Raw genomic sequence first — 20,101 nt, 5'->3', positions numbered from 1 at the left:
TGAGGAAGTGAAGATATATGTGATTAATGGTCCCAATCTTGATATGTTGGGTAAGAGACCTGAAAATATATATGGCAAGGTTACTTTAGAAGAGATTAATAAGGATATTAGTAGTAAAGCAGTAGAGTTAGGTATTCAGGTTGAATTCTACCAGTCTAATCATGAAGGTGAATTAATAGATATTATCCATAAAGCAAATAGTGAAGCTGACGGGATAATTGTAAATCTAGGTGCTTATAGTCACTATAGTATTGCTTTACGTGATGCTGTAGAAATTCTCTCTATTCCTGCAGTTGAAGTTCATTTATCAAACATCTATGCTAGAGAAGATTTTAGGCATATATCCTACATTTCACCCTTGGCTGCTGGAGTAATATGTGGTTTTGGTCCTTTAGGATATAGTCTTGCTTTAGTTGCAATTAGGGATATTTTGGTGTGAATAAGGGGGAGTTATTTTGAATCAAAGAATAGAAAAAATACGAGCTTATTTAAAAGAAAAGGATATTGAAGCTTTCTTAATAATAAAACCTGAAAACATTAGATACTTAAGTGGTTTTACAGGCACTAGTGCGCAACTATTGATTACCAAAAATAGAAACTATCTAATTACTGATTTTAGATATATTGGTCAAGCCAAGCTACAATCTCTAGATTATGATGTTGTTAAGCAAAAGGGCAAATTTATAGATGAAATAAAAGAACTTTGCCAGCATGAAAACATTAAACAGATTGCCTTTGAAGAAGAGCAGATGGTCTTTAAAATGTACGAGACATATTATCAAGCTCTGAAACCAATAAACTTTGTACCTTCTTCTCAATTTTTGAAGACTATTAGATCTATAAAAGATGAACAGGAAATTATGCGCTTAAAGAAATCAGCTGCCTTGGCTGATGAAGCTTTTTCTCATATTATTTCATATATTAAGCCTGGTGTAAGTGAGAAAAAAATTGCGCTTGAACTAGAGTTTTTTTTAAGAAACAAAGGTGCTGACGCTATATCCTTTGATTTTATAGTCGCATCTGGGGAACGTGGTTCTTTGCCTCATGGAGTTGCTTCTGAAAAGATTATTTCTACTGGAGAGCTTGTGACAATGGACTTTGGATGTATTTATAAAGGCTATTGTTCTGATATAACTAGAACTGTTTGTGTCGGCACACTTGAAGCTAAACAAAGGGAAGTATATAATATTGTTCTAGAAGCGCAACTTGCAGGTGTAAATTGCCTAAGAGCTAATATGAAGTGTGAAGACCCAGATCAGGTATCACGTGAAATTATAGAAAAAGCAGGTTATGGTGAGTATTTTGGGCATAATCTTGGTCATTCTGTTGGCTTGGAAATTCATGAGGAACCTAGACTTGCAAAAGGTAATGAAGACCTTTTGCAACCTGGAATGGTTGTTACGGTTGAACCAGGAATTTATATACCCGGGTTTGGCGGGGTAAGAATAGAAGATATGATCTTAATTCATGAAAATCACATAGAAATTTTGACAAAATCATGTAAAGATATACTGGTTTTATGATAGAATGTAGTTTGATGACAAACGTCGAATAAAGGAGGTTAGATGAAAAATGATTTCTACTAATGATTTTAGGACTGGTGTAACAGTTGAAATTGACGGAGATATTTTTACAGTTGTTGATTTTCAACATGTTAAACCGGGTAAAGGAGCAGCCTTTGTTCGCACAAAACTAAAAAATATTAGGACAGGCGCTGTAGTTGAACAAACCTTTAGAGCAGGAGAAAAAGTCCCCAAGGCTCATATTGAGAAAAAATCAATGCAATATTTATACAATGATGGAGAAAGCTATGTAGTAATGGATAATGAATCATATGACCAGATTAATTTACTAAAACATCATTTCGATGGAAAGGAAATATTTCTTAAGGACAACATGACTTTAAGTGTTTTGATGTTTGGAACTGAAGTCATTGGAGTTGAGCTTCCTATGCACGTAGAACTTGAAGTCGTTGAAACAGAGCCTGGCATAAAGGGAGATACTGCTACTGGTGCCACTAAAGCAGCTACTGTGGAAACTGGAGCTATTGTACAAGTCCCCTTATTTATTGAACAGGGTGATGTTCTAAGGATTGACACAAGAACTGGACATTACATAGAAAGAGCATAACAATGTTTTAAAATCAATTGATAGAGGTTACACTATTTAAGAATATGATGAAAAAAATGGAGGTGTAAGTAAGATGGAAGATATTAACCAAAAAGTTAGTTACTTAAAAGGTTTAATGGAAGGCATGGATATTAAAAAAGACAGCAAGGATGGTAAGATTTTTGGTGCAATTGTAGATATTCTTGACGAAATGGCTGACGAAATCAACGAATTACAAGAAGTTCAGGGAGAGATTGAAGAGTATCTAGATAATATGGATGAAGATTTGAGTGATCTTGAAGACGATTTTTATGACGAAAGTGAGTGTTGTGATCATGATCATGATGAAGATGATGATGATGATTTTGATCCAGACCAAGACTATGTAGAGGTTGTATGTCCAGATTGTGGTGATACAGTCTGTTTCGAAGCAGACATTTTAAATGATGAAGATTTAATTGAAGTTACCTGCCCTAATTGTGATGCAGTAGTTTTCATTAATGATGAAGAACTTGCTGTTGAAGATGCTGATAATGAAGATGAGGATGAGGATGATCTATAAGATAGAGTTATACTAAGAATTTATGGACCTAACAAAAGTGCTTTTTATAAGCACTTTTGTTTTGCTATTATATTATTATAGAATAGCTTGGCTAAGGTTAATGGGGGAATGGAAAATGTCAGTATGGGAAGTAACTTTAATTGGTCTTGTTACTGGAGTAGTTGGTACAGGCCTAGGAGCTCTTTTTATCCTCCTTTTGGGTAGACCAAGAAATGATCTTATGGGAGGCATCCTTGGTTTTGCTGCAGGAATCATGGTTACAGTTATTTTTATGGATTTAATACCTGAGGCTATGGAAATTGGCAACTTTTTTTCTGCTTTTATAGGAATTATACTAGGAGTTAGTTTAATAGTAATCTTAGACATAGTACTTCCTCATGCCCACTTTTTTGATGAAAGTGATGCTAATTCAAAGTTTATCAAAGCGGGTGCAATTCTAAGCCTTGGTGTAGCTCTACATAATTTTCCTGAAGGATTTGCTATAGGTGCTGGATATTCAGCTGGCACTCATCTTGGATTAACCCTAGCCCTTATGATATTAATACAAAATATCCCTGAGGGAATGGCACTAGTTGTTCCATTGATTGCAGGAGGCCTTAAAAAATCTAAAGCCCTAGGACTTGCAGTTTTAGCTGGAGTGCCAATGGGAATTGGTGCCTGGTTGGGTTCTATAATTAGTTATATGTCTGATTTAGTTTTATCAACAGGTTTAGGATTTGCGGCAGGGGCCATGCTTTATATTATCTTTGATGAATTAATTCCTAATGCCAACCAGTTATCGGGTACCCATACAACTACATTTGGGACAGTTGCTGGAGTTATCTTGGGCATATTAATTTCAAATCTAGTTTAAAACCGTTAAAACTGAATTATACAATGCAAAAAGGGTAGTTTGGAATATTCCAGCTACCCTTTTACGATATTATATATGCTTGACTTATTAAGTATGAATTACTCTTCTACTTTCTCAAAATCATCCTTGCCGGCTCCACACTCTGGACAAACCCACTCATCTGGAATCTTCTCAAAGGCAGTTCCTGGTTGAACATCATTGTCAGGGTCTCCTTCTGCAGGATCATAAATATAACCACAGATTATACATTCCCATTTTTCCATTAAACCTGTCTCCCTTCAATAAATTTTATTTCTGTATCTCTATTTTAGTTTCCAATTTGTTTTTGTCAAGGGCCATAAGAGTAAACACATAAAAAATTTATATTCCTCTTCTTCTCAAAGTTCTTCAACACTATCTGAGCATTGTAGTTTTTGTGCATAATTTGGGCTGGCTCATAATAAGATTAGATATGAGAAGGGAGTGAACAAGCTTTGTCTGTAGTTTTAAGACCAAGGGTGGAAGAAGTACAAGTAACAGCAAATAAGAACCCACCACAGGAAATCTTGGACATACTTCCTGCACCCATTAAGAGTATATTTCTAAAAAATTGGGAAAAGAACACTAGTATTGAGGAGATAAGAATTAGAAAAAGTAGGCCTCTAATACTTAGACTAGCGCAAGGAGAAGTTTTCCATCATGATTTTGTAATATCTGATCAACTATTTGAAAATACCCTAAGAATAATAAGTAAAAATTCTCTATATGCTTTAGAAACTGAGCTCAGGAATGGTTTTATAACGATTAATGGTGGACATCGTGTAGGCTTTGTTGGGGAAGCAGTAACTGAAAGGGATCATATCAAGACCCAAAAAAATATTGCTAGCCTCAATATACGTATAGCACGATCTGTAGCTGGGTGTGGAGCAGAAGTTATTCCTCATATGATAGATATGCCTAACAAAAGTATTTTGCATACTATAATTGTATCTCCTCCAAGGTGTGGCAAAACTACACTTTTAAGAGATTTAGTACGATCCATAAGCTATGGAGTAGCGAAGCATAACCTAGCTCCATTACAAGTAGGTCTAGTGGATGAGAGGTCGGAAATAGCAGGTTGTTTTCACGGGATACCCCAATTAGATGTTGGACCAAGGACTGATATCCTTGATAGGTGTCCTAAGGATCAAGGAATGATAATGCTAATTAGGTCCATGGGTCCTGAAGTGATAGCAACAGATGAGCTAGGTACTCCAAAGGATGTAGATGCAGTTCGTCAGGTTGTAAATGCAGGTATTAAGTTTATAGCTACAGTCCATGGGGATAGTTTTGAACAGTTAAATAAAAGACCGTATTTAAAAGAATTACTAGCCATGGGTATATTCCAGAGATATATTTTCCTAAATAAGTTTGGTATTGGTACATGGGTTAAGGATATTTTAAACTCTCAAGGTGAAAGTATATTAAAGTTCAAGAGAGCTAAACCATGACTGGGGTGATTTTATGGTGATAAAGTTTGTAGGTTCTATTCTAATAATTGCAACATGCAGTTATTTAGGTTTCTATTTCGGAAAACAATACAATGCCAGGCTTGAACAGATAAGAAAGTTAAGAAGCTCTTTGAAAATGCTTGAAACGGAAATCAGCTATTCAATCAATCCCTTGCCTGAAGCTTTATTTAAAGTTGGTTCACGTATCAAGGGGCCTGTCCAAACCCTATATGAACATACATCAGATCTTCTCATTAAAAACATGGGCTTACCAATGGACGAAATATGGAGAACTGGATTAAATAGGCTGGCTGAAGAAAGCTCTTTAAAAAAGGAGGAGTTAGACGTCTTGGATGACTTTGGTATTGGTTTAGGGGGTTCTGATAGAGAAGAACAGCTTAAAAATTTACTTATGGTTCAAGAGCAACTAAAGGTAATAGAATCAAATGCTGAAAATGAAAGAAATAAATACGAAAGAATGTATAAAACTTTGGGTGTCCTTGCAGGAATAGCACTAGTATTGATATTAATCTGATGGGGGAAGGTATAATGTCAAATTTGGATTTAGTTTTTAAGTTGGCTGGCCTGTCTATGATTATTACTGTTATTCATCTTCTTTTGAAGCAGGCAGGAAGAGAAGATTTCGCCTATTTATCCTTGCTAGCGGGTGTAACAATAGCTCTGCTAATGGTTGTACCAGTAATTGTAGAGCTCCTTTCTACTGTGAGGTCTGTATTCCAACTATACTAAAGGGCGGTGGCTAAAATGGAGATTTTGCAAATTGTAGGTTTAGGTTTAGTTACTGCTATCATCATAATTCTAGTTAAGCAGGCTAACTCTCCAACTATTGCGGTAATTCTTAGTATACTTGTTGGTGCCACAATCTTTCTGATGATGCTCACTAAAATTGGTGCAATCATCGACATCCTCCAGCAATTAGCGGATAGGGCAAATGTAAATCAATTTTATTTGGCTACAATCTTAAAAATAATTGGAATAGCATATATAGCAGAATTTGGATCTCAAATGTGCAAGGATGCTGGTGAGTCAGCTATAGCTAGTAAAATCGAATTTGCTGCTAAAATTTTGGTAATGATCCTTGCAATACCTATATTTGCTGCCATTTTAGAATCAATAATTCGTTTGTTGCCATGAGGTGTTAATATGAGAAAAATTTTATTTATAGCACTTGTTTTGCTGCTTTATACATTACCCAACCCAGTAATCGCTGATACAGAAGAGGCCTACACTTATGATATAGAAGAACAAATAACTGAACAGCTAGAAGACTTAAACCTTACAGATATTGAAGAGTTTATTCACCAGATAGACCAGGAGGTTGGCCAATATATACCGGAAATATCTATCAAGAACACTATTCAGGGTATTAGAGATGGAAGTATAAGCCTACAAATTGGCGAAATCTTTAATGGGGTATTAAGGTATATATTTAGAGAATTTATCGCCCATTCAGCTCTACTAGGAAAACTGATTGTACTAGCAATGATCTGTGTTGTATTGCAGAATCTACAGTCAGCCTTTGCTGGCAGTACAGTAGGTAAACTATCCTATGGAATTACATATCTGGTTTTAATAACAGTTGCTGTAAGTTCCTTTATCCTAGTTATTGATACAGGCAGAACAGCAGTTGAACAGATGGTAACCTTCGTACAAGCCTTGATACCCATACTGCTAACCCTATTAGCAGCCATGGGAGGATTTACAAGTGCAGCCTTTATTCATCCATTTATGATGGTGTCCTTGGCAGTAATAACTACAATTATAAGTACAATAGTGTTTCCCATGATTCACTTTTACGCTGTATTAAGCATTGTCAGCCACATATCAGAAAAATTTAAAGTCAGCCAGCTAGCAGGATTAATAAAGGATGTAACATTAGGGATATTGTTGCTTTGTATGACGATCTTTGTAGGTGCCTTGGGATTTCAAGGGGTTACTGGTGTAGTGGCGGATACATTAACCTTAAGAACTGCTAAGTTTTTAACAGGTTCTTTTATACCAGTTGTAGGGCATATGATGACGGATGCCTTAGAAGCAGTTGTAGGTACCTCAATCCTATTAAAAAATGCAATTGGTATGGTTGGAGTTTTGGTACTACTAGCTATTTGGATATTTCCCATGTTAAAAATACTAGTAATAGGCGCCATTTACAGGCTTGCAGGCGCTTTGGTACAACCTTTTGGTGAAAGTCAAATCGGTGAAGCTTTGCAAACAATGTCAAAATGTATCAACCTGGTCTTTGCTGCTGTAGCTGCTGTTGGACTGATGTTCTTTATTGCTGTGAGTATCATTATAGGACTAGGTAACGTGACGGTTATGATGAGGTAGGTGTTTGATGGTGTTAGATGCACTTGGCGGATTAGTCAGCAATATTGCAATGATTGTAATACTGGCAGTCTTTGTAGAAATGCTTTTACCAGATAATCATATGGCAAAATATCTAAGATTGATAATGGGTTTATTTATAATAGTAACCATACTATCTCCCATAATGAGCTTACTAGAGAAAGATGACTCCTTTGAAGTTGCGACATGGAATTTTGCTGGGGATAATCGCCAGTTGGAATCTATCTTAAAAAAGGGTGAAGAAATTGGAAACTTAAATATGGAAAAAGCCTCCCAGGAGTATATAAGTAGAATTGAAGGTCAAATTATTGCACTTGTTAGGCTTATTCCAGAAGTAGATAAGGTGACTGCTGCGGTGACGATGCATAGTAATGAAGATGTAAGGTTTGGCGCTTTAAAAGGTGTAACAATTTGGGCTACACTAGCTGATCATGATTCTACTACAGAGGAAGATCTCATGCCAAACATAGACCCTATAAATATAGATTTAAGCAACAGTACATTAGAAAATGAAGCAAACCAAGCTACTGAAAGTGAAACACATGACCTTGATAAAATTGATAACCAAATAAGAGATACATTAACAAGTTTTTACGGTTTAGAAAGAAACCAAATTCAAATTAAGTGGAATTAATGGGAGGGTATTATTAAAATGGAAAGTAAAAAAGCCAAGGGTCCAAAACTTCCTGAAATTAAACTGCCTGCAAAGCAAAAAAAAGTTATATTAATTGCAATATTAATACTTGGATTTGGTATAATGCTAGCTGGTTACAAAGGGATACCTACAAGTAATGATACTATGCGTGTTGACGAACAGATTAATGAAATAGCACCTGTTTCTTATACATCTGCAATTACCCAAGCTGAAGCAGCACTTGAAAAAAGACTTGTGGAGATCTTATCTCAAATGAACGGAGTGGGCAAGATATCAGTTTCTGTAGCTTATAAAGAAAGTCCAGAATATGAATATGCAGTCAATGTAAGTACATCAGAGAAATCTATAACCGAAACTGATCAATCTGGGGGTAATAGAGTCACTTTAGATACTACCGAAACAGGGAACCTTGTATTAATAAGATCTGCAAGTAATACTGGGGAAAATCCTGTTGTAGTAAAGGAAATTAAACCAGAAATATTAGGAGTTCTTGTTGTTGCAGAAGGTGCCAGCAGTCCAATGGTAAAAGCAGAATTAACTAGGGCAGTTCAAACCCTACTTGGTATTAATCTAGATCAAGTTAATGTCGTATCGGGAGTAGGAAGGTGAATAAAATGACTATAATAACTAATAGGTACACTTTAGGGTTGGTGTTAGTTGCATTATTTTCAGCAATGCTATACATAGGCTATTTAGAGTTAAAACCCCAAGATAATCTTGCAATTATTGATACAGCTACCGAAACCAATGAAGAACAATTTGCTTGGATAAATGAAGACTATACGAATCTTAGCAAGCTCCCTGAGGGAACTGAGTTTTTTATTGAATATCGTTTGGATAGAGATAGAACTAGGGAAAGGCAATTAGACCTCTTACAAAATATAGTTGAAGATCCAAATTCTGTAGCTGAAACAAGACAGGAAGCACAGCAAAAGATATTGCAAATATCTAATTATCTAGATCAAGAGCTACAGCTTGAAAACCTTATAAAGGCAAAAGGCTTTAAGGATGCAGTAATCTTTATACAACCACAATCAGTTTCAGTAGTTGTCAATCAAAAAGAATTTGATAGAGACGAAATAGCACAAATCACAGATTTAGTAATTACAATAACCAGTCAAAACATAGAGAACATTTATATTATTCCCAATGAAGAATTATCGAATAAGTAAACTAACTGCTACTCTATTAGGTTTACTCTTTCAATCAATATGGTATAATATAGAAAATGTATTCGAGGAGGTATAAGTAATGGAAAATACTGAGTATAGAATCGGTAAGGTTAAAATAGCTGATGAGGTAGTAGCTACTATTGCTGGTTTGGCAGCTACAGAAATATCTGGGGTTGCCGCAATGAGTGGTGGAGTTGTTGGTGGAATAGCCGAAAAACTTGGCAGAAAGAACCTTTCTAAAGGTGTAAAGGTTGAAGTTGGTGAAAAAGAAGCTGCAGTAGATTTATTTATTATTGTTGACTTTGGTGCTAGAATACCTGATGTAGCTGTAAAGATTCAAGAAAACGTTGAAAAAGCAATAGAAACCTATACAGGTTTGAAGGTCATTGAAGTAAATATTCATGTTCAAGGAGTATCATTTAAAGTTGATGAAGGTACTGAGGGCGAACCAAGAGTTAAATAGAGATTAATCGTTAAGGGGAGGATTAGAATGAATACAGAGAAAGTAGAAAAAACTGAATTACAACTTGGACAAATAAAGATGGCTGATGAGGTGGTGGCTATTATAGCCGCATTGGCAGCTACTGAGGTTCCTGGTGTTAAAGCTATGAGTGGTGGAATTGTTGATGGTATAGCTGAGGTTCTTAGAAGAAAAAATCTTACCAAGGGTGTAAAAGTTGAAGTTGGGGAAAAAGAAGCAGCGGTGGATCTAAATATTATTATAGAATATGGATCAAAGATTCCTGAAGTAACTTCAATGATACAAGAAAAGGTATCAAAAGCTATTGAAAGCATGACTGGTCTTAAGGTTGTTGAAGTTAATATCAATGTTCAGGGTGTATCTTTTAAAGATGAAACTGTTGCTGAAGATCTTCATAGAGTAAAGTAGAAACGAGGTGCAACATGAACTTTGGGAATAAAATATCAAACATTTTCTTTTCTTTGTTGGGACTAACCCTTTCAGTAATTGTTTTTTTAGCTGCATTAGGCTGGATAGTGCCCATAAGCTTATTATTGGAACAGCTTGAACTCAGAGATGCAAGATTGGCAATTGCTGCAATTTCATTATTGGTAGCTATATGGGCAATTTATTCACTACAATTAGGTTTCAAGAAAAAGTCTGAAACTAGTTACACTCATATAGAAACAACAGATCATGGGCAAATACATATCACAATGGAAGCAATCGAAAACTATATTTCTCGAGCTGTTGTAACAATTAAAGAGGTAAAGGAAGTCAAGCCCCGTATCAAATTACTTCCTGAAGGTATGGCGTTATTGCTAAAAATAACAATTATTCCAGATACGAATGTTCCAAAGGTAACCAAGGAAATTCAGGAAAAAGTATCAGAATACCTTAGGGAATATGGTGGCATGAAGGTTTTAGATATAGAGATAGTAGTAGATAAAATAGCCCAGCCAGTTAGAAGTAGGGTAGATTAAGAGGTGTTGGTTATGGACTGGAGCAAAATTTTAACGGATGCTGTTACATTACATAGGGGCAAACTAATTGGAGCTACAATTGGTCTTGTATTTGGTCTGTGTACTATATTTTTTGGTTTTTGGAAGGCGCTTTTTCTTGGTGTCTGTATTTACGTTGGATATTTTGTAGGTCGCAGAATGGATAAAAACGAAGATTTTAAAGAATTACTAAGAAAATTTTGGGGTAATTCATAAGTAGTTATCAGATAGGAGGATGCTGTTTTGAGCAGAAAGGTTGCCAGGGAAAAAGCAATGCAAACACTTTTTGAAATAGAGTTATCAAAAATAGAAGCACAAGAAGCAATAGCAAATGTCATAGACCCATCTGAGCTTGATGAGCAGGGCAAAGTTTTTGCCCGTGGATTAGTCATAGGGACCCTAGAAAAATTGGCTGAAATAGATAAAAAAATAAAAGAAAGCGCAGTAAAATGGCAACTTGAACGCATAGGAAATGTTGAAAAGACAACCTTAAGAATTGCAGTTTATGAACTTTTATATGTAGATGATGTACCTGATGCTGTTGCTATCAATGAAGCAATTAATCTTGTAAAAGTTTTCAGCACAGAAAAAGCAGCTCCATTTGTCAATGGAATTCTAGACAAAATTGCTACAGATAATAGAAGGTGAAATATTGTTTTTAGGTATAGATACAAGCTGTTACACTACTTCAGTAGCAGTAGTGGACAAGTTCGAATCTTTAATATGGAATAATCGGCAGCTACTGTCTGTGCCAGGAGGAGAAAGAGGACTACCCCAGTCAGAGGCATTATTTAACCATTTAAAACGGCTGCCCCAAGTATTGGAGGATACGGGTCAGTCTTTTTGTTATTCGCAAATACAGGCTATATGTGCCAGCACCAGGCCTAGGCCTCAAATTGATTCCTATATGCCAGTATTTACAGTTTCAGAGAATATCGGAAGGATAACTGCCACATTACTTGGAGTTCCATTTTTAGAAACCAGCCATCAGGAAAACCATCTAAGGGCTGGTATTTGGTCTGGAAAGATTCCAGATAAAGAATTTTTAGCCCTTCATGTATCAGGGGGTACTACAGAGCTTTTAAAGGTTTTCTGGGAAAAGGACAAAGACTTTAAGATAGATTTATTAGGAGGTACCATTGATCTACATGCTGGTCAGTTTATAGATAGGGTAGGAGTTGCACTTGATCTGCCCTTTCCAGCCGGATCACACCTGGAAAAATTAGCACTTGAAAGTGATAAGGCTTTGGAAATTCCATCATGGGTCAAAGGGTATTCCTTTAGTTTTTCAGGCCCAGAAACCGCCGCCCAAAGGTATATGTCAGACCAAGAAAGACCAGCAAATATTGCCAGAGCTGTTGAAAATTGTATAGCCAAGACAATAGAAAAACTATTGCTTGATGCCATAAGTAAGGAAAAGATAAACAGTATTTTGCTTGTAGGTGGTGTATGCGCCAATTGGCATATTAGAAGTAGACTTAAAAAACGCTTAGAACACAATGCTGTGGGCGCAAAACTGTTTTTTGCTGCTCCTGAATTTAGTAGTGATAATGCAGTAGGAACCGCTCTGATAGGAAAAGATCAGTTTGCAAAGTAGATAAAGTACTGGTAAAATTGTAACATAAAACAGCTTGTATTCTTAAACTGTATAAGGGGGTAATCATAATGTATGAAATAGTAAAGAAAAGAGTTCTTGCACCTACAATCAAACTAATGGAGATTTCTGCTCCTAGGGTAGCAAGAAAAGCTCAGGCAGGTCAGTTTATCATAATAAGGATAGATGAAAAGGGTGAAAGAATTCCTTTAACAATTGCTGATTACAGTAGGGAGCGAGGTACTATTACTATAATCTTTCAAGAAGTAGGTAAAAGTACTATCCAAATGGGAATGCTTGAAGAGGGAGAATCTGTTGTAGATTTTGTTGGTCCTTTGGGAGTAGCAACTGAAATCGAAAAATTCGGCAAGGTAATATGTGTTGGCGGTGGCGTAGGAATAGCCCCCATATACCCAATTGCACGTGCCTTAAAAGAAGCTGATAATGAGGTAATATCTATAATTGGCGCAAGGAACAAGGATTTATTCTTTTTTGAAGATGAGATGAGAAATGCCAGTAACGAACTATTAGTGACAACTGATGATGGGTCATATGGTCAAAAGGGATTTGTGACTGACCTATTAAAGAAGATACTTGATGAAGATAAAGATATAAAAAAAATATGGGCTATTGGTCCTGTTGTCATGATGAAGGCTGTAGCTGAGCTTACTCGTCAGTATGGCATTTCTACAATTGTTAGCATGAATCCCATTATGGTTGATGGAACCGGAATGTGTGGCGCATGCAGAGTAGCTGTCGGCGATGAAACAAAATTTGCTTGTGTAGACGGACCTGAGTTTGACGGTCACCTAGTAGATTGGCAACTTGCCATGAGAAGACTTGCGATGTTCAAAGATGAAGAAAAAGCAGCAATGAATTCTCATTGTGGTGAAGGAGGTTCTTGCAAATGTCAAAAATAGTTAAAGAAAAAACAGCAATGCCCACTCAGGAAGCAGCAATAAGGGTTAAAAACTTTAACGAAGTAGCAACAGGCTATGATGAGGAAATGGCACTTAAGGAAGCTAGTAGATGTATCGAATGTAAAAACCCAAAATGTGTGCAGGGATGTCCCGTTGAAGTTCAAATTCCTGAATTCATTAAACATATTAAAGAAAAAGATTATTTAAGTGCAGCACTTAAGATAAAGGATAAGAATAACCTGCCTGCAGTTTGTGGTAGAGTGTGTCCTCAGGAAAGCCAATGTGAAAAGTATTGTATAATGGGTAAAAAAGGTGATCCAGTAGGAATAGGAAGACTTGAGAGATTTGCTGCAGACTTTGAGCTTCAGCAAGGTGTAGGAAAACCTGAAGTCCCAAGCGCTAGTGGTTATAAAGTAGCCGTGATTGGGGCCGGGCCTGCTGGTCTGACAGCCGCTGGAGATCTAGCAAAAATGGGACACGAGGTAACAATATTTGAAGCCTTACATGTTGCAGGTGGAGTTTTAATGTACGGAATCCCTGAGTTTCGTCTTCCCAAAGAAGTAGTTCAAAAAGAAATAGACTACATTAGGCAACTTGGAGTCAAGATAGAGATTAATTCAGTTGTTGGCAAAATGATTACAGTAGATGAGCTGCTTGATGAAGAAGGTTACGATGCTGTATTTATCGGTACAGGGGCTGGATTGCCAAATTTCATGAAACTCCCTGGAGAAAACTTAAATGGCATCTACTCAGCTAATGAATTTTTAACACGTACCAACCTTATGAAGGCATACAAGTTCCCAGAATACAACACTCCTATTAAGACAGGTCAAAGAGTTGCTGTATTAGGAGCAGGGAATGTGGCAATGGATGCTGCAAGGACAGCATTAAGACTAGGTGCAAAGGAATCATTTATTATCTACCGTAGATCAGAGGCTGAAATGCCTGCTAGGGCAGAGGAAATCGAACATGCTGTGCATGAGGGAGTACAACTTAAGCTTCTAACTAGCCCAGTTGCCTATTCTGGCGACGAGCAGGGTAAGCTAAAGGAAATGACATGTCTCAGATATGAGCTTGGAGAACCTGATGCTTCAGGACGAAGAAGACCTGTTCCTATTGAGGGTTCAGAGTTTAAGATGGAAATCGATGCAGTAGTTGTTGCAATAGGACAAGGTCCAAATCCGCTAGTTTTAAACACCACACCAGGTTTAAAACTAAACAAGTGGGGTAATATAGAAGCCGATGATAACGGTTTAACTTCCAGAGAAGGAGTATTTGCTGGAGGGGATATAGTTACGGGTGCCGCAACTGTTATTCAAGCCATGGGAGCCGGCAAAGTTTCTGCTCGAGCTATAGATGAGTATTTAAAATCTAAATAATTATTGGAGGCTACTAAAAACTGTGTTAAGCCACCAAAAGGTATTATCAATTTCACAGCTAACAGAATATCTAAAAAATCTTCTTGAATCAGATCCTCGCCTCTCAAACCTTTGGTTGAGAGGCGAAGTTTCTAATGTGAGCAAGCCTGGATCAGGACATTTGTATTTAACATTAAAAGATAAAGACGCTATCTTAAAGGCAGTAATGTTTCGATCAGACTTCTCTCGAATTCCATTTAAAATAGAAAATGGATTAGAAGTTGTTGTTCGAGGAAGAGTAGCCCTTTATCCAAAGGGCGGCACTTACCAATTGTACTTACAAGAAGTGTTTCCCCAGGGCATTGGAAGCTTGGAACTCGCTTACCAGCAATTAAAGGAATCTTTTTCAAAACAAGGTTTCTTTGATACTGAACATAAAAAGCCCCTTCCCAGAATGCCACAAAAAATAGGGATTATAACCTCGCCAACAGGTTCAGTTATTAAAGATTTTATTAAGGTTGTTCGTAGAAGATTTCCTTCTGTAGACATATATTTGATACCCACTACAGTTCAAGGTGACCAAGCTCCCCCGCAAATAGCTAATGGCATAAAAATCTTTAATGAGGATTTTTCAGTAGATGTTATTGTTCTAGCAAGGGGTGGTGGTTCCATTGAAGAATTATGGGCATTTAATACAGAGGAAGTAGCAAAAGCAATCTTTGCTTCAGAGATTCCCATAGTATCTGCAGTAGGCCATGAAACAGATTTTACTATATCAGATTGGGTGGCTGACCTAAGGGCTGCAACACCGTCAGTTGCAGCTGAACTTGTAGTGGTCTCATTAGAGGATTTAAAAAGTAGACTAGCTAAAATGGAAAGACATTTATATCAGTCAGCTAACAGTCTCATAAGGCATCATCAGGAAAGACTAAATGGAGTAGAAAACAGACTTCATTTTTCTGGAGAGAGCCTTTTAACAAAAAAGGAAAACAAGCTAGCCAATTTAGCTGTTCAGCTACAAGCACTCAGTCCACTAAAGGTATTAAGCAGAGGATATTCTGTTTGTCAGGATGATCATGGTCAAACAATTCTAAGCAGTAATCAAGTAGATATCGGAAGTGAAGTCAAGGTTATCCTTAATGAAGGATTCCTTGAATGCAAGGTAGAAATGAAGTAATATCTTAAAGTATTACGCCAAATTAGTTAGTTGAAAAGGTGGGGATTAATATGACACAAGTATTTGAAACGGACATTAGCCGTTTAGAAGAAATTGTTAATCTCCTTAATAGTGATAGTATCTCTCTACAAGAAGGTCTAGAACTCTTAGAAGAAGGAGTAAGTTTGGTAAAAAAATGTAATTTACAGTTGGAAAAAGGCAAAGGAAAATTACAGTTGCTTCTTGAAGGGGATAAAGGTATTGCTGTTTGGGATGCACAGGATTTGGAAGGAGATATTTAATGACTTTTGATTTAAAAACCTATCTTCATAAACAACAGGAGCTTGTAAACCAAAATCTTCAAAAATTTCTGCCACTAAAAGGAGACTATCCAAAGGAAATTATCGAAGCGATGAGGTATAGCATCTTTGCAGGCGGTAAAAGATTACGACCAATCTTAACTATTGGAGCATGTGAGACTGCTGGGGGAATTGTTCAGGACGCTATCAAGGCAGCCTGTGCAATGGAATGTATACATACTTATTCTTTAATCCATGATGATCTCCCTGCCATGGATGATGATGATTTTCGTAGAGGTATGCCAACCTGTCATAAGGTATATGGAGAAGCAATTGCTATTTTAGCTGGAGATGCTCTATTAACCTATGCCTTTGAACTATTAGCTGATGCTAATTATAATAACAAAACCCTTCTAAAAATTATTAAGGAAATCTCAATTGCTGCTGGACCAAAGGGTATGATAGCTGGACAAGTTGCTGATATGCTTTCAGAAAATGGTCAAAAAGAAAAATCAACTGATCTTTTGGACTATATCCACAAAAACAAAACTGGGGCCTTGTTTAAAGCATCTATCAAAAGTGGGGCGTTAATAGCTGGTGCTAATGATGTAGAATTAGCCGCATTTGACTCCTATGCCCATCATTTCGGTTTGGCGTTTCAAATAGTAGATGATATACTTGATATAGAAGGAACAGCTAGTGAGTTGGGCAAGCCAGTTGGTAGCGATGAAAAGAATCAAAAACTTACCTATCCTTTATTATACGGGTTAGAAAAGTCTAAGGAAATGGCATTAGAAAATGTGAATTCAGCCGTTAATAGTTTAAATATTTTTGGCAATAAAGCTTTACCACTAATTTTCTTAGCACAATATATATTAACTAGAAAAAAATAAGATTGCAATTATACTTAGTATGTGTTATACTATCTGTCTGATTGGACTGATAGGTGGAGCAATATCCTAGTCGGGATCCATTTTCTTGAAGACGGGCCTAAAAATTCGTCAAGGGCACATCGATGAAGTTCCTGGTGCTGGCTGTCGACGCCCAGTTGGGGGTTGGTGCTGGGAGTTAAGGGGGCGGGGCGATCTACAATGGCATGTAGGCGTGGACCCTACCCCCGCGGAGACCCAAGTGCGTGGTTTTTGCTAACGGGCAAAAGGTACGGCTTGGGGTAGAAACCTGTAGCTTGGTATGTAAAAGTGCTAGGTGCAGTGTAGCCTGCCTTGAGCGGTATTAGCGGGATGTAACACATAAGTACTGTATGTTGAAGGGCCCTTTGGCATACTGTATGTTACAGAAGCTTTTACTGCAAAAGAGGATAGAGATAATCGGAACCGCAGAAGAAAATTCCTAGGCTGTTCATCTTTGATGAGATTTATCAGGGATTAAAGTGCGTACTAAACGGCAATCTAGCACTATTTACGGTAACGAAATAGAGCAGCCCTTAAAGGGAAACCGCTATTGTGGTAACACATAGTGAGCTGTTGGGAAAACCAGCTGGACCTAAGACGCAACATTTACTTGATAAATCTCCATCTATCAGTACTGGTTAGATATCCATTTTAGGAGGAAGTATTATCTTGGCAAAATCAACGAATAATATACATAATGCTCTTAGACACGGTTTGATAATTGGTGCAGGAGCTTTTTTTTTAGCAATTTTAGCAAGCTTAGGTGCAAAGGTACTTTTAGATAACATTACTTCTTTAATAATAGCTTTAATATTATTACTAATAATTATACTCATAGGTATTATCTTTGATATTATTGGAGTTGCAGCAGCAGCGGCAGATCAAGCACCACTAAACGCCAAATGTGCGAAAAAGATACATGGTGCTGCTCACGCAATTGGGTTAGTTCGTAACGCTGATAAAGTAGCTAGCTTTTGCAATGACGTTGTAGGTGATGTTAGTGGTACACTAAGTGGAGCAGTTGGAGCAACAATTGTTCTGAGAATAATACTATATGCACCTTCATTTAATGAGGTTATTATTGCTACTTTAATGACAAGCCTTATTGCTGCCTTAATTGTAGCAGGTAAAGCCTTTGGTAAAACTTATGCAATACGCAAAGGTACAGATATTATTTTTAATTCAGGTAGATTACTTGAATGGATGGAAAGAAATTTGAAGATCAGAATTATACAGGATGCAAGAAGTAAGAGGCAAGAAGCAAGATGCAAAAAATAATATAAGAAGCATACAAGATGTAACCTTGCATCTCGAAAGGGGAGGCAGAAATGATTTTAGAAAAGATTTCAGGGCCGCAGGATTTAAAGAGTTTATCTATTTCTGAACTTGAGCAGCTAGCTAAAGAGGTTCGTGTTAAATTATTGGATACTGTATCAATAACAGGAGGACATTTAGCTCCCAGCTTAGGAGTAACAGAATTAACCATAGCTCTGCACTCAGTATACAATTCTCCCTCTGATAAAGTTGTATGGGATGTAGGTCATCAATCTTATGTACATAAACTAATTACTGGACGTTATGAAAAGTTTCATACCTTAAGACAATACGGTGGCATCAGCGGTTTCCCAAAAAGGGAAGACTCTGAACATGACCACTTTAATACAGGACATAGTTCTACTTCTATTTCAGCTGCTTTAGGCATGGCTTTAGCTAGAGATCAAAAAGCAGAAAATAATTCTGTGGTAGCAGTTATTGGAGATGGAGCTCTAACAGGTGGCATGGCATTTGAGGCGTTAAACTATGCAGGCGATCTACAACTGGATCTAACTGTAATCTTAAATGACAATAAAATGTCAATTGCCGGAAATGTTGGAGCACTATCTAGTTATCTAACTAGACTTCGCACCGATCCAAAATATGAAAAGGGAAAAGAAGAAATTGAAAACATTTTAAAACGCTTACCTAGAATTGGCAGTACTGTAGTACGTTTAGCAGATAGGCTTAAGGATGCCCTTAAATACCTAGTAGTACCTGGTATGCTTTTTGAGGAACTAGGTTATACATACCTAGGACCTGTTGATGGCCATAATATCCTTGCTGTTCAACAGGTTCTAAAAAGTGCAAAATCTACTAAGGGTCCTGTTTTAGTTCATGTAATAACTACCAAGGGCAAGGGCTATGAACCAGCAGAAAAAAATCCCAATACATTTCATGGGACAGGCCCCTTTGAATTAGCAACAGGAAAGTCATTAAAAAAACAATTAATTCCTAGCTATACTGAAGTCTTTGGTAAAACTCTGGTAGATTTAGCTAGAAATGATAAAAGAATACTTGCGATAACTGCAGCTATGCCAGATGGTACAGGGTTAAACTATTTTGCAGATGAATTTCCAACTAGATATTTTGATGTAGGTATTGCAGAACAAAATGCAATTACCATGGCTGCCGGATTAGCAACTCAAGGATTTATTCCTGTAGTAGCTTTATACTCTACATTTTTACAAAGAGCCTATGATCAGATTATCCATGATATCTGTTTGCAGAAGCTACCTGTTATCCTTGCCATTGATAGGGCTGGTCTTGTTGGAGAAGATGGGGAAACACACCATGGCTTATTTGACATCTCATTTTTAAGAAATATTCCAAACCTCTTATTTATGGCTCCCAAGGATGAAGCTGAATTGCAACAAATGCTCCTGACTGCTATTAAAAGCGGTGGACCCGTTGCTATACGTTACCCCAGAGGTGCTGGAATAGGTGTGCCTCTTCAAAAGAAAATTCTACCATTAGAAATTGGTTCGGGTGAAATCTTGATTAAAGGCAAACACCTTACTATAGCTGCAGTTGGACCCCATGTATATACTGCTCTTAATGCTGCAGATCTGCTTCAAAAGCAGGGTCTAAGCTGTACTGTTATTAATCCAAGGTTTATTAAGCCACTTGATAGCAAGTTAATTATAGACTCTATTAAACAGACTAAAAGACTAATTACAGTTGAAGAAAATTTCGTAGCAGGTGGTTTTGGATCTTCTCTTATAGAATTATTAGCGGAATATGATATAAATGGGATAGAGATTAGAAATATAGGTGTAAAGGACAATTTTATAACCCATGGCTCACAAAGTCTTTTAAGGCAAAAGATTGGCTTGACTCCTGAGGGAATAGTACAAGCTGCTGCATCAATGGTTGGGTTAAAAGTTGCTAACAGGTAAAGC

Annotated in this window: 26 protein-coding genes; all 26 read left to right on the top strand. The window is 37.0% G+C overall.

Going from position 1 to position 20,101, the window contains the following annotated elements:
• Positions 1-43: 43 nt before the first annotated feature.
• Positions 44-439, top strand: coding sequence for a 3-dehydroquinate dehydratase (locus tag APF76_07940; protein ID KUO50665.1), 396 nt, complete (start codon positions 44-46; stop codon positions 437-439).
• Positions 440-455: 16 nt separating this feature from the next.
• On the top strand, positions 456-1,523 hold the full coding sequence (locus APF76_07935; protein KUO50569.1) for a Xaa-Pro dipeptidase: 1,068 nt from the start codon (positions 456-458) through the stop codon (positions 1,521-1,523).
• Between the two features lie 49 nt (positions 1,524-1,572).
• A complete protein-coding gene (locus APF76_07930) occupies positions 1,573-2,130 on the top strand; it encodes an elongation factor P (protein ID KUO50568.1) in 558 nt (185 codons plus the stop codon).
• 73 nt (positions 2,131-2,203) lie between these two features.
• Positions 2,204-2,671 (top strand): hypothetical protein, encoded by a 468-nt coding sequence (locus APF76_07925; protein KUO50567.1) that lies wholly within the window; start codon positions 2,204-2,206, stop codon positions 2,669-2,671.
• A 115-nt stretch (positions 2,672-2,786) separates the two neighbouring features.
• Positions 2,787-3,524, top strand: coding sequence for a hypothetical protein (locus APF76_07920; GenBank protein KUO50566.1), 738 nt, complete (start codon positions 2,787-2,789; stop codon positions 3,522-3,524).
• A gap of 473 nt (positions 3,525-3,997) precedes the next feature.
• Complete coding sequence (locus APF76_07915) at positions 3,998-4,993, top strand: hypothetical protein (GenBank protein KUO50565.1); 996 nt, start codon at positions 3,998-4,000, stop codon at positions 4,991-4,993.
• Between the two features lie 13 nt (positions 4,994-5,006).
• Positions 5,007-5,528: a hypothetical protein gene (locus tag APF76_07910; GenBank protein KUO50564.1), complete on the top strand. Its 522-nt coding sequence runs from the start codon at positions 5,007-5,009 to the stop codon at positions 5,526-5,528.
• Between the two features lie 14 nt (positions 5,529-5,542).
• Positions 5,543-5,743 (top strand): stage III sporulation protein AC, encoded by a 201-nt coding sequence (locus APF76_07905; protein ID KUO50563.1) that lies wholly within the window; start codon positions 5,543-5,545, stop codon positions 5,741-5,743.
• A 15-nt stretch (positions 5,744-5,758) separates the two neighbouring features.
• Positions 5,759-6,148 carry a stage III sporulation protein AD gene (locus APF76_07900; GenBank protein KUO50562.1) on the top strand — a complete coding sequence of 130 codons (390 nt, stop codon included), beginning with the start codon at positions 5,759-5,761 and terminating at the stop codon, positions 6,146-6,148.
• Between the two features lie 9 nt (positions 6,149-6,157).
• The gene (locus tag APF76_07895; GenBank protein ID KUO50561.1) at positions 6,158-7,342 is read left to right on the top strand and encodes a stage III sporulation protein AE; all 1,185 of its coding nucleotides are present in this window, start codon (positions 6,158-6,160) and stop codon (positions 7,340-7,342) included.
• A 7-nt stretch (positions 7,343-7,349) separates the two neighbouring features.
• On the top strand, positions 7,350-7,994 hold the full coding sequence (locus APF76_07890) for a hypothetical protein (protein ID KUO50560.1): 645 nt from the start codon (positions 7,350-7,352) through the stop codon (positions 7,992-7,994).
• Between the two features lie 18 nt (positions 7,995-8,012).
• On the top strand, positions 8,013-8,624 hold the full coding sequence (locus APF76_07885) for a hypothetical protein (GenBank protein KUO50559.1): 612 nt from the start codon (positions 8,013-8,015) through the stop codon (positions 8,622-8,624).
• Positions 8,621-9,187 (top strand): hypothetical protein, encoded by a 567-nt coding sequence (locus tag APF76_07880; protein KUO50558.1) that lies wholly within the window; start codon positions 8,621-8,623, stop codon positions 9,185-9,187. The genes APF76_07885 and APF76_07880 overlap by 4 nt, the downstream gene beginning before the upstream one ends.
• Positions 9,188-9,266: 79 nt before the next feature.
• Positions 9,267-9,650, top strand: a complete 384-nt coding sequence (locus APF76_07875; protein ID KUO50557.1) for an alkaline-shock protein — start codon at positions 9,267-9,269, stop codon at positions 9,648-9,650.
• A gap of 27 nt (positions 9,651-9,677) precedes the next feature.
• Positions 9,678-10,076: an alkaline-shock protein gene (locus APF76_07870; protein KUO50556.1), complete on the top strand. Its 399-nt coding sequence runs from the start codon at positions 9,678-9,680 to the stop codon at positions 10,074-10,076.
• 14 nt (positions 10,077-10,090) lie between these two features.
• Positions 10,091-10,630, top strand: coding sequence for a hypothetical protein (locus tag APF76_07865; GenBank protein KUO50555.1), 540 nt, complete (start codon positions 10,091-10,093; stop codon positions 10,628-10,630).
• A 12-nt stretch (positions 10,631-10,642) separates the two neighbouring features.
• Positions 10,643-10,864 (top strand): hypothetical protein, encoded by a 222-nt coding sequence (locus APF76_07860; GenBank protein KUO50554.1) that lies wholly within the window; start codon positions 10,643-10,645, stop codon positions 10,862-10,864.
• Between the two features lie 27 nt (positions 10,865-10,891).
• Positions 10,892-11,296: a hypothetical protein gene (locus tag APF76_07855; GenBank protein KUO50553.1), complete on the top strand. Its 405-nt coding sequence runs from the start codon at positions 10,892-10,894 to the stop codon at positions 11,294-11,296.
• A gap of 4 nt (positions 11,297-11,300) precedes the next feature.
• Entirely contained in the window at positions 11,301-12,245 is a 945-nt protein-coding gene (locus tag APF76_07850; protein KUO50552.1) for an O-sialoglycoprotein endopeptidase, read from the top strand.
• Positions 12,246-12,313: 68 nt separating this feature from the next.
• Positions 12,314-13,162, top strand: coding sequence for a ferredoxin-NADP reductase (locus APF76_07845; protein ID KUO50551.1), 849 nt, complete (start codon positions 12,314-12,316; stop codon positions 13,160-13,162).
• Complete coding sequence (locus APF76_07840) at positions 13,150-14,541, top strand: dihydropyrimidine dehydrogenase (GenBank protein KUO50550.1); 1,392 nt, start codon at positions 13,150-13,152, stop codon at positions 14,539-14,541. Before APF76_07845 ends, APF76_07840 begins: the two co-directional genes overlap by 13 nt.
• A gap of 22 nt (positions 14,542-14,563) precedes the next feature.
• Positions 14,564-15,697, top strand: coding sequence for a hypothetical protein (locus APF76_07835; GenBank protein KUO50549.1), 1,134 nt, complete (start codon positions 14,564-14,566; stop codon positions 15,695-15,697).
• A gap of 50 nt (positions 15,698-15,747) precedes the next feature.
• Positions 15,748-15,978 (top strand): hypothetical protein, encoded by a 231-nt coding sequence (locus APF76_07830; GenBank protein KUO50548.1) that lies wholly within the window; start codon positions 15,748-15,750, stop codon positions 15,976-15,978.
• Positions 15,978-16,868, top strand: coding sequence for a hypothetical protein (locus APF76_07825; GenBank protein KUO50547.1), 891 nt, complete (start codon positions 15,978-15,980; stop codon positions 16,866-16,868). The genes APF76_07830 and APF76_07825 overlap by 1 nt, the downstream gene beginning before the upstream one ends.
• A gap of 684 nt (positions 16,869-17,552) precedes the next feature.
• A complete protein-coding gene (locus APF76_07820) occupies positions 17,553-18,164 on the top strand; it encodes a hypothetical protein (protein ID KUO50546.1) in 612 nt (203 codons plus the stop codon).
• A gap of 50 nt (positions 18,165-18,214) precedes the next feature.
• Positions 18,215-20,098, top strand: a complete 1,884-nt coding sequence (locus APF76_07815; GenBank protein KUO50545.1) for a 1-deoxy-D-xylulose-5-phosphate synthase — start codon at positions 18,215-18,217, stop codon at positions 20,096-20,098.
• Positions 20,099-20,101 lie beyond the last annotated feature (3 nt).

The organism is Desulfitibacter sp. BRH_c19 (assembly GCA_001515945.1).
GTDB lineage: Bacteria > Bacillota > DSM-16504 > Desulfitibacterales > Desulfitibacteraceae > Desulfitibacter.
This window is presented reverse-complemented; position numbering and strand designations above follow the sequence as displayed.

Bases quoted from the DNA above. Each gene is read 5' to 3' on its own strand.
- APF76_07940 (KUO50665.1), top strand. From the start codon at position 44: ATGTTGGGTAAGAGACCTGAAAATATATATGGCAAGGTTACTTTAGAA.
- APF76_07930 (KUO50568.1), top strand. From the start codon at position 1,573: ATGATTTCTACTAATGATTTTAGGACTGGTGTAACAGTTGAAATTGAC.
- APF76_07925 (KUO50567.1), top strand. From the start codon at position 2,204: ATGGAAGATATTAACCAAAAAGTTAGTTACTTAAAAGGTTTAATGGAA.
- APF76_07920 (KUO50566.1), top strand. From the start codon at position 2,787: ATGTCAGTATGGGAAGTAACTTTAATTGGTCTTGTTACTGGAGTAGTT.
- APF76_07910 (KUO50564.1), top strand. From the start codon at position 5,007: ATGGTGATAAAGTTTGTAGGTTCTATTCTAATAATTGCAACATGCAGT.
- APF76_07905 (KUO50563.1), top strand. From the start codon at position 5,543: ATGTCAAATTTGGATTTAGTTTTTAAGTTGGCTGGCCTGTCTATGATT.
- APF76_07900 (KUO50562.1), top strand. From the start codon at position 5,759: ATGGAGATTTTGCAAATTGTAGGTTTAGGTTTAGTTACTGCTATCATC.
- APF76_07895 (KUO50561.1), top strand. From the start codon at position 6,158: ATGAGAAAAATTTTATTTATAGCACTTGTTTTGCTGCTTTATACATTA.
- APF76_07890 (KUO50560.1), top strand. From the start codon at position 7,350: ATGGTGTTAGATGCACTTGGCGGATTAGTCAGCAATATTGCAATGATT.
- APF76_07885 (KUO50559.1), top strand. From the start codon at position 8,013: ATGGAAAGTAAAAAAGCCAAGGGTCCAAAACTTCCTGAAATTAAACTG.
- APF76_07875 (KUO50557.1), top strand. From the start codon at position 9,267: ATGGAAAATACTGAGTATAGAATCGGTAAGGTTAAAATAGCTGATGAG.
- APF76_07870 (KUO50556.1), top strand. From the start codon at position 9,678: ATGAATACAGAGAAAGTAGAAAAAACTGAATTACAACTTGGACAAATA.
- APF76_07865 (KUO50555.1), top strand. From the start codon at position 10,091: ATGAACTTTGGGAATAAAATATCAAACATTTTCTTTTCTTTGTTGGGA.
- APF76_07860 (KUO50554.1), top strand. From the start codon at position 10,643: ATGGACTGGAGCAAAATTTTAACGGATGCTGTTACATTACATAGGGGC.
- APF76_07845 (KUO50551.1), top strand. From the start codon at position 12,314: ATGTATGAAATAGTAAAGAAAAGAGTTCTTGCACCTACAATCAAACTA.
- APF76_07840 (KUO50550.1), top strand. From the start codon at position 13,150: ATGTCAAAAATAGTTAAAGAAAAAACAGCAATGCCCACTCAGGAAGCA.
- APF76_07830 (KUO50548.1), top strand. From the start codon at position 15,748: ATGACACAAGTATTTGAAACGGACATTAGCCGTTTAGAAGAAATTGTT.
- APF76_07825 (KUO50547.1), top strand. From the start codon at position 15,978: ATGACTTTTGATTTAAAAACCTATCTTCATAAACAACAGGAGCTTGTA.
- APF76_07815 (KUO50545.1), top strand. From the start codon at position 18,215: ATGATTTTAGAAAAGATTTCAGGGCCGCAGGATTTAAAGAGTTTATCT.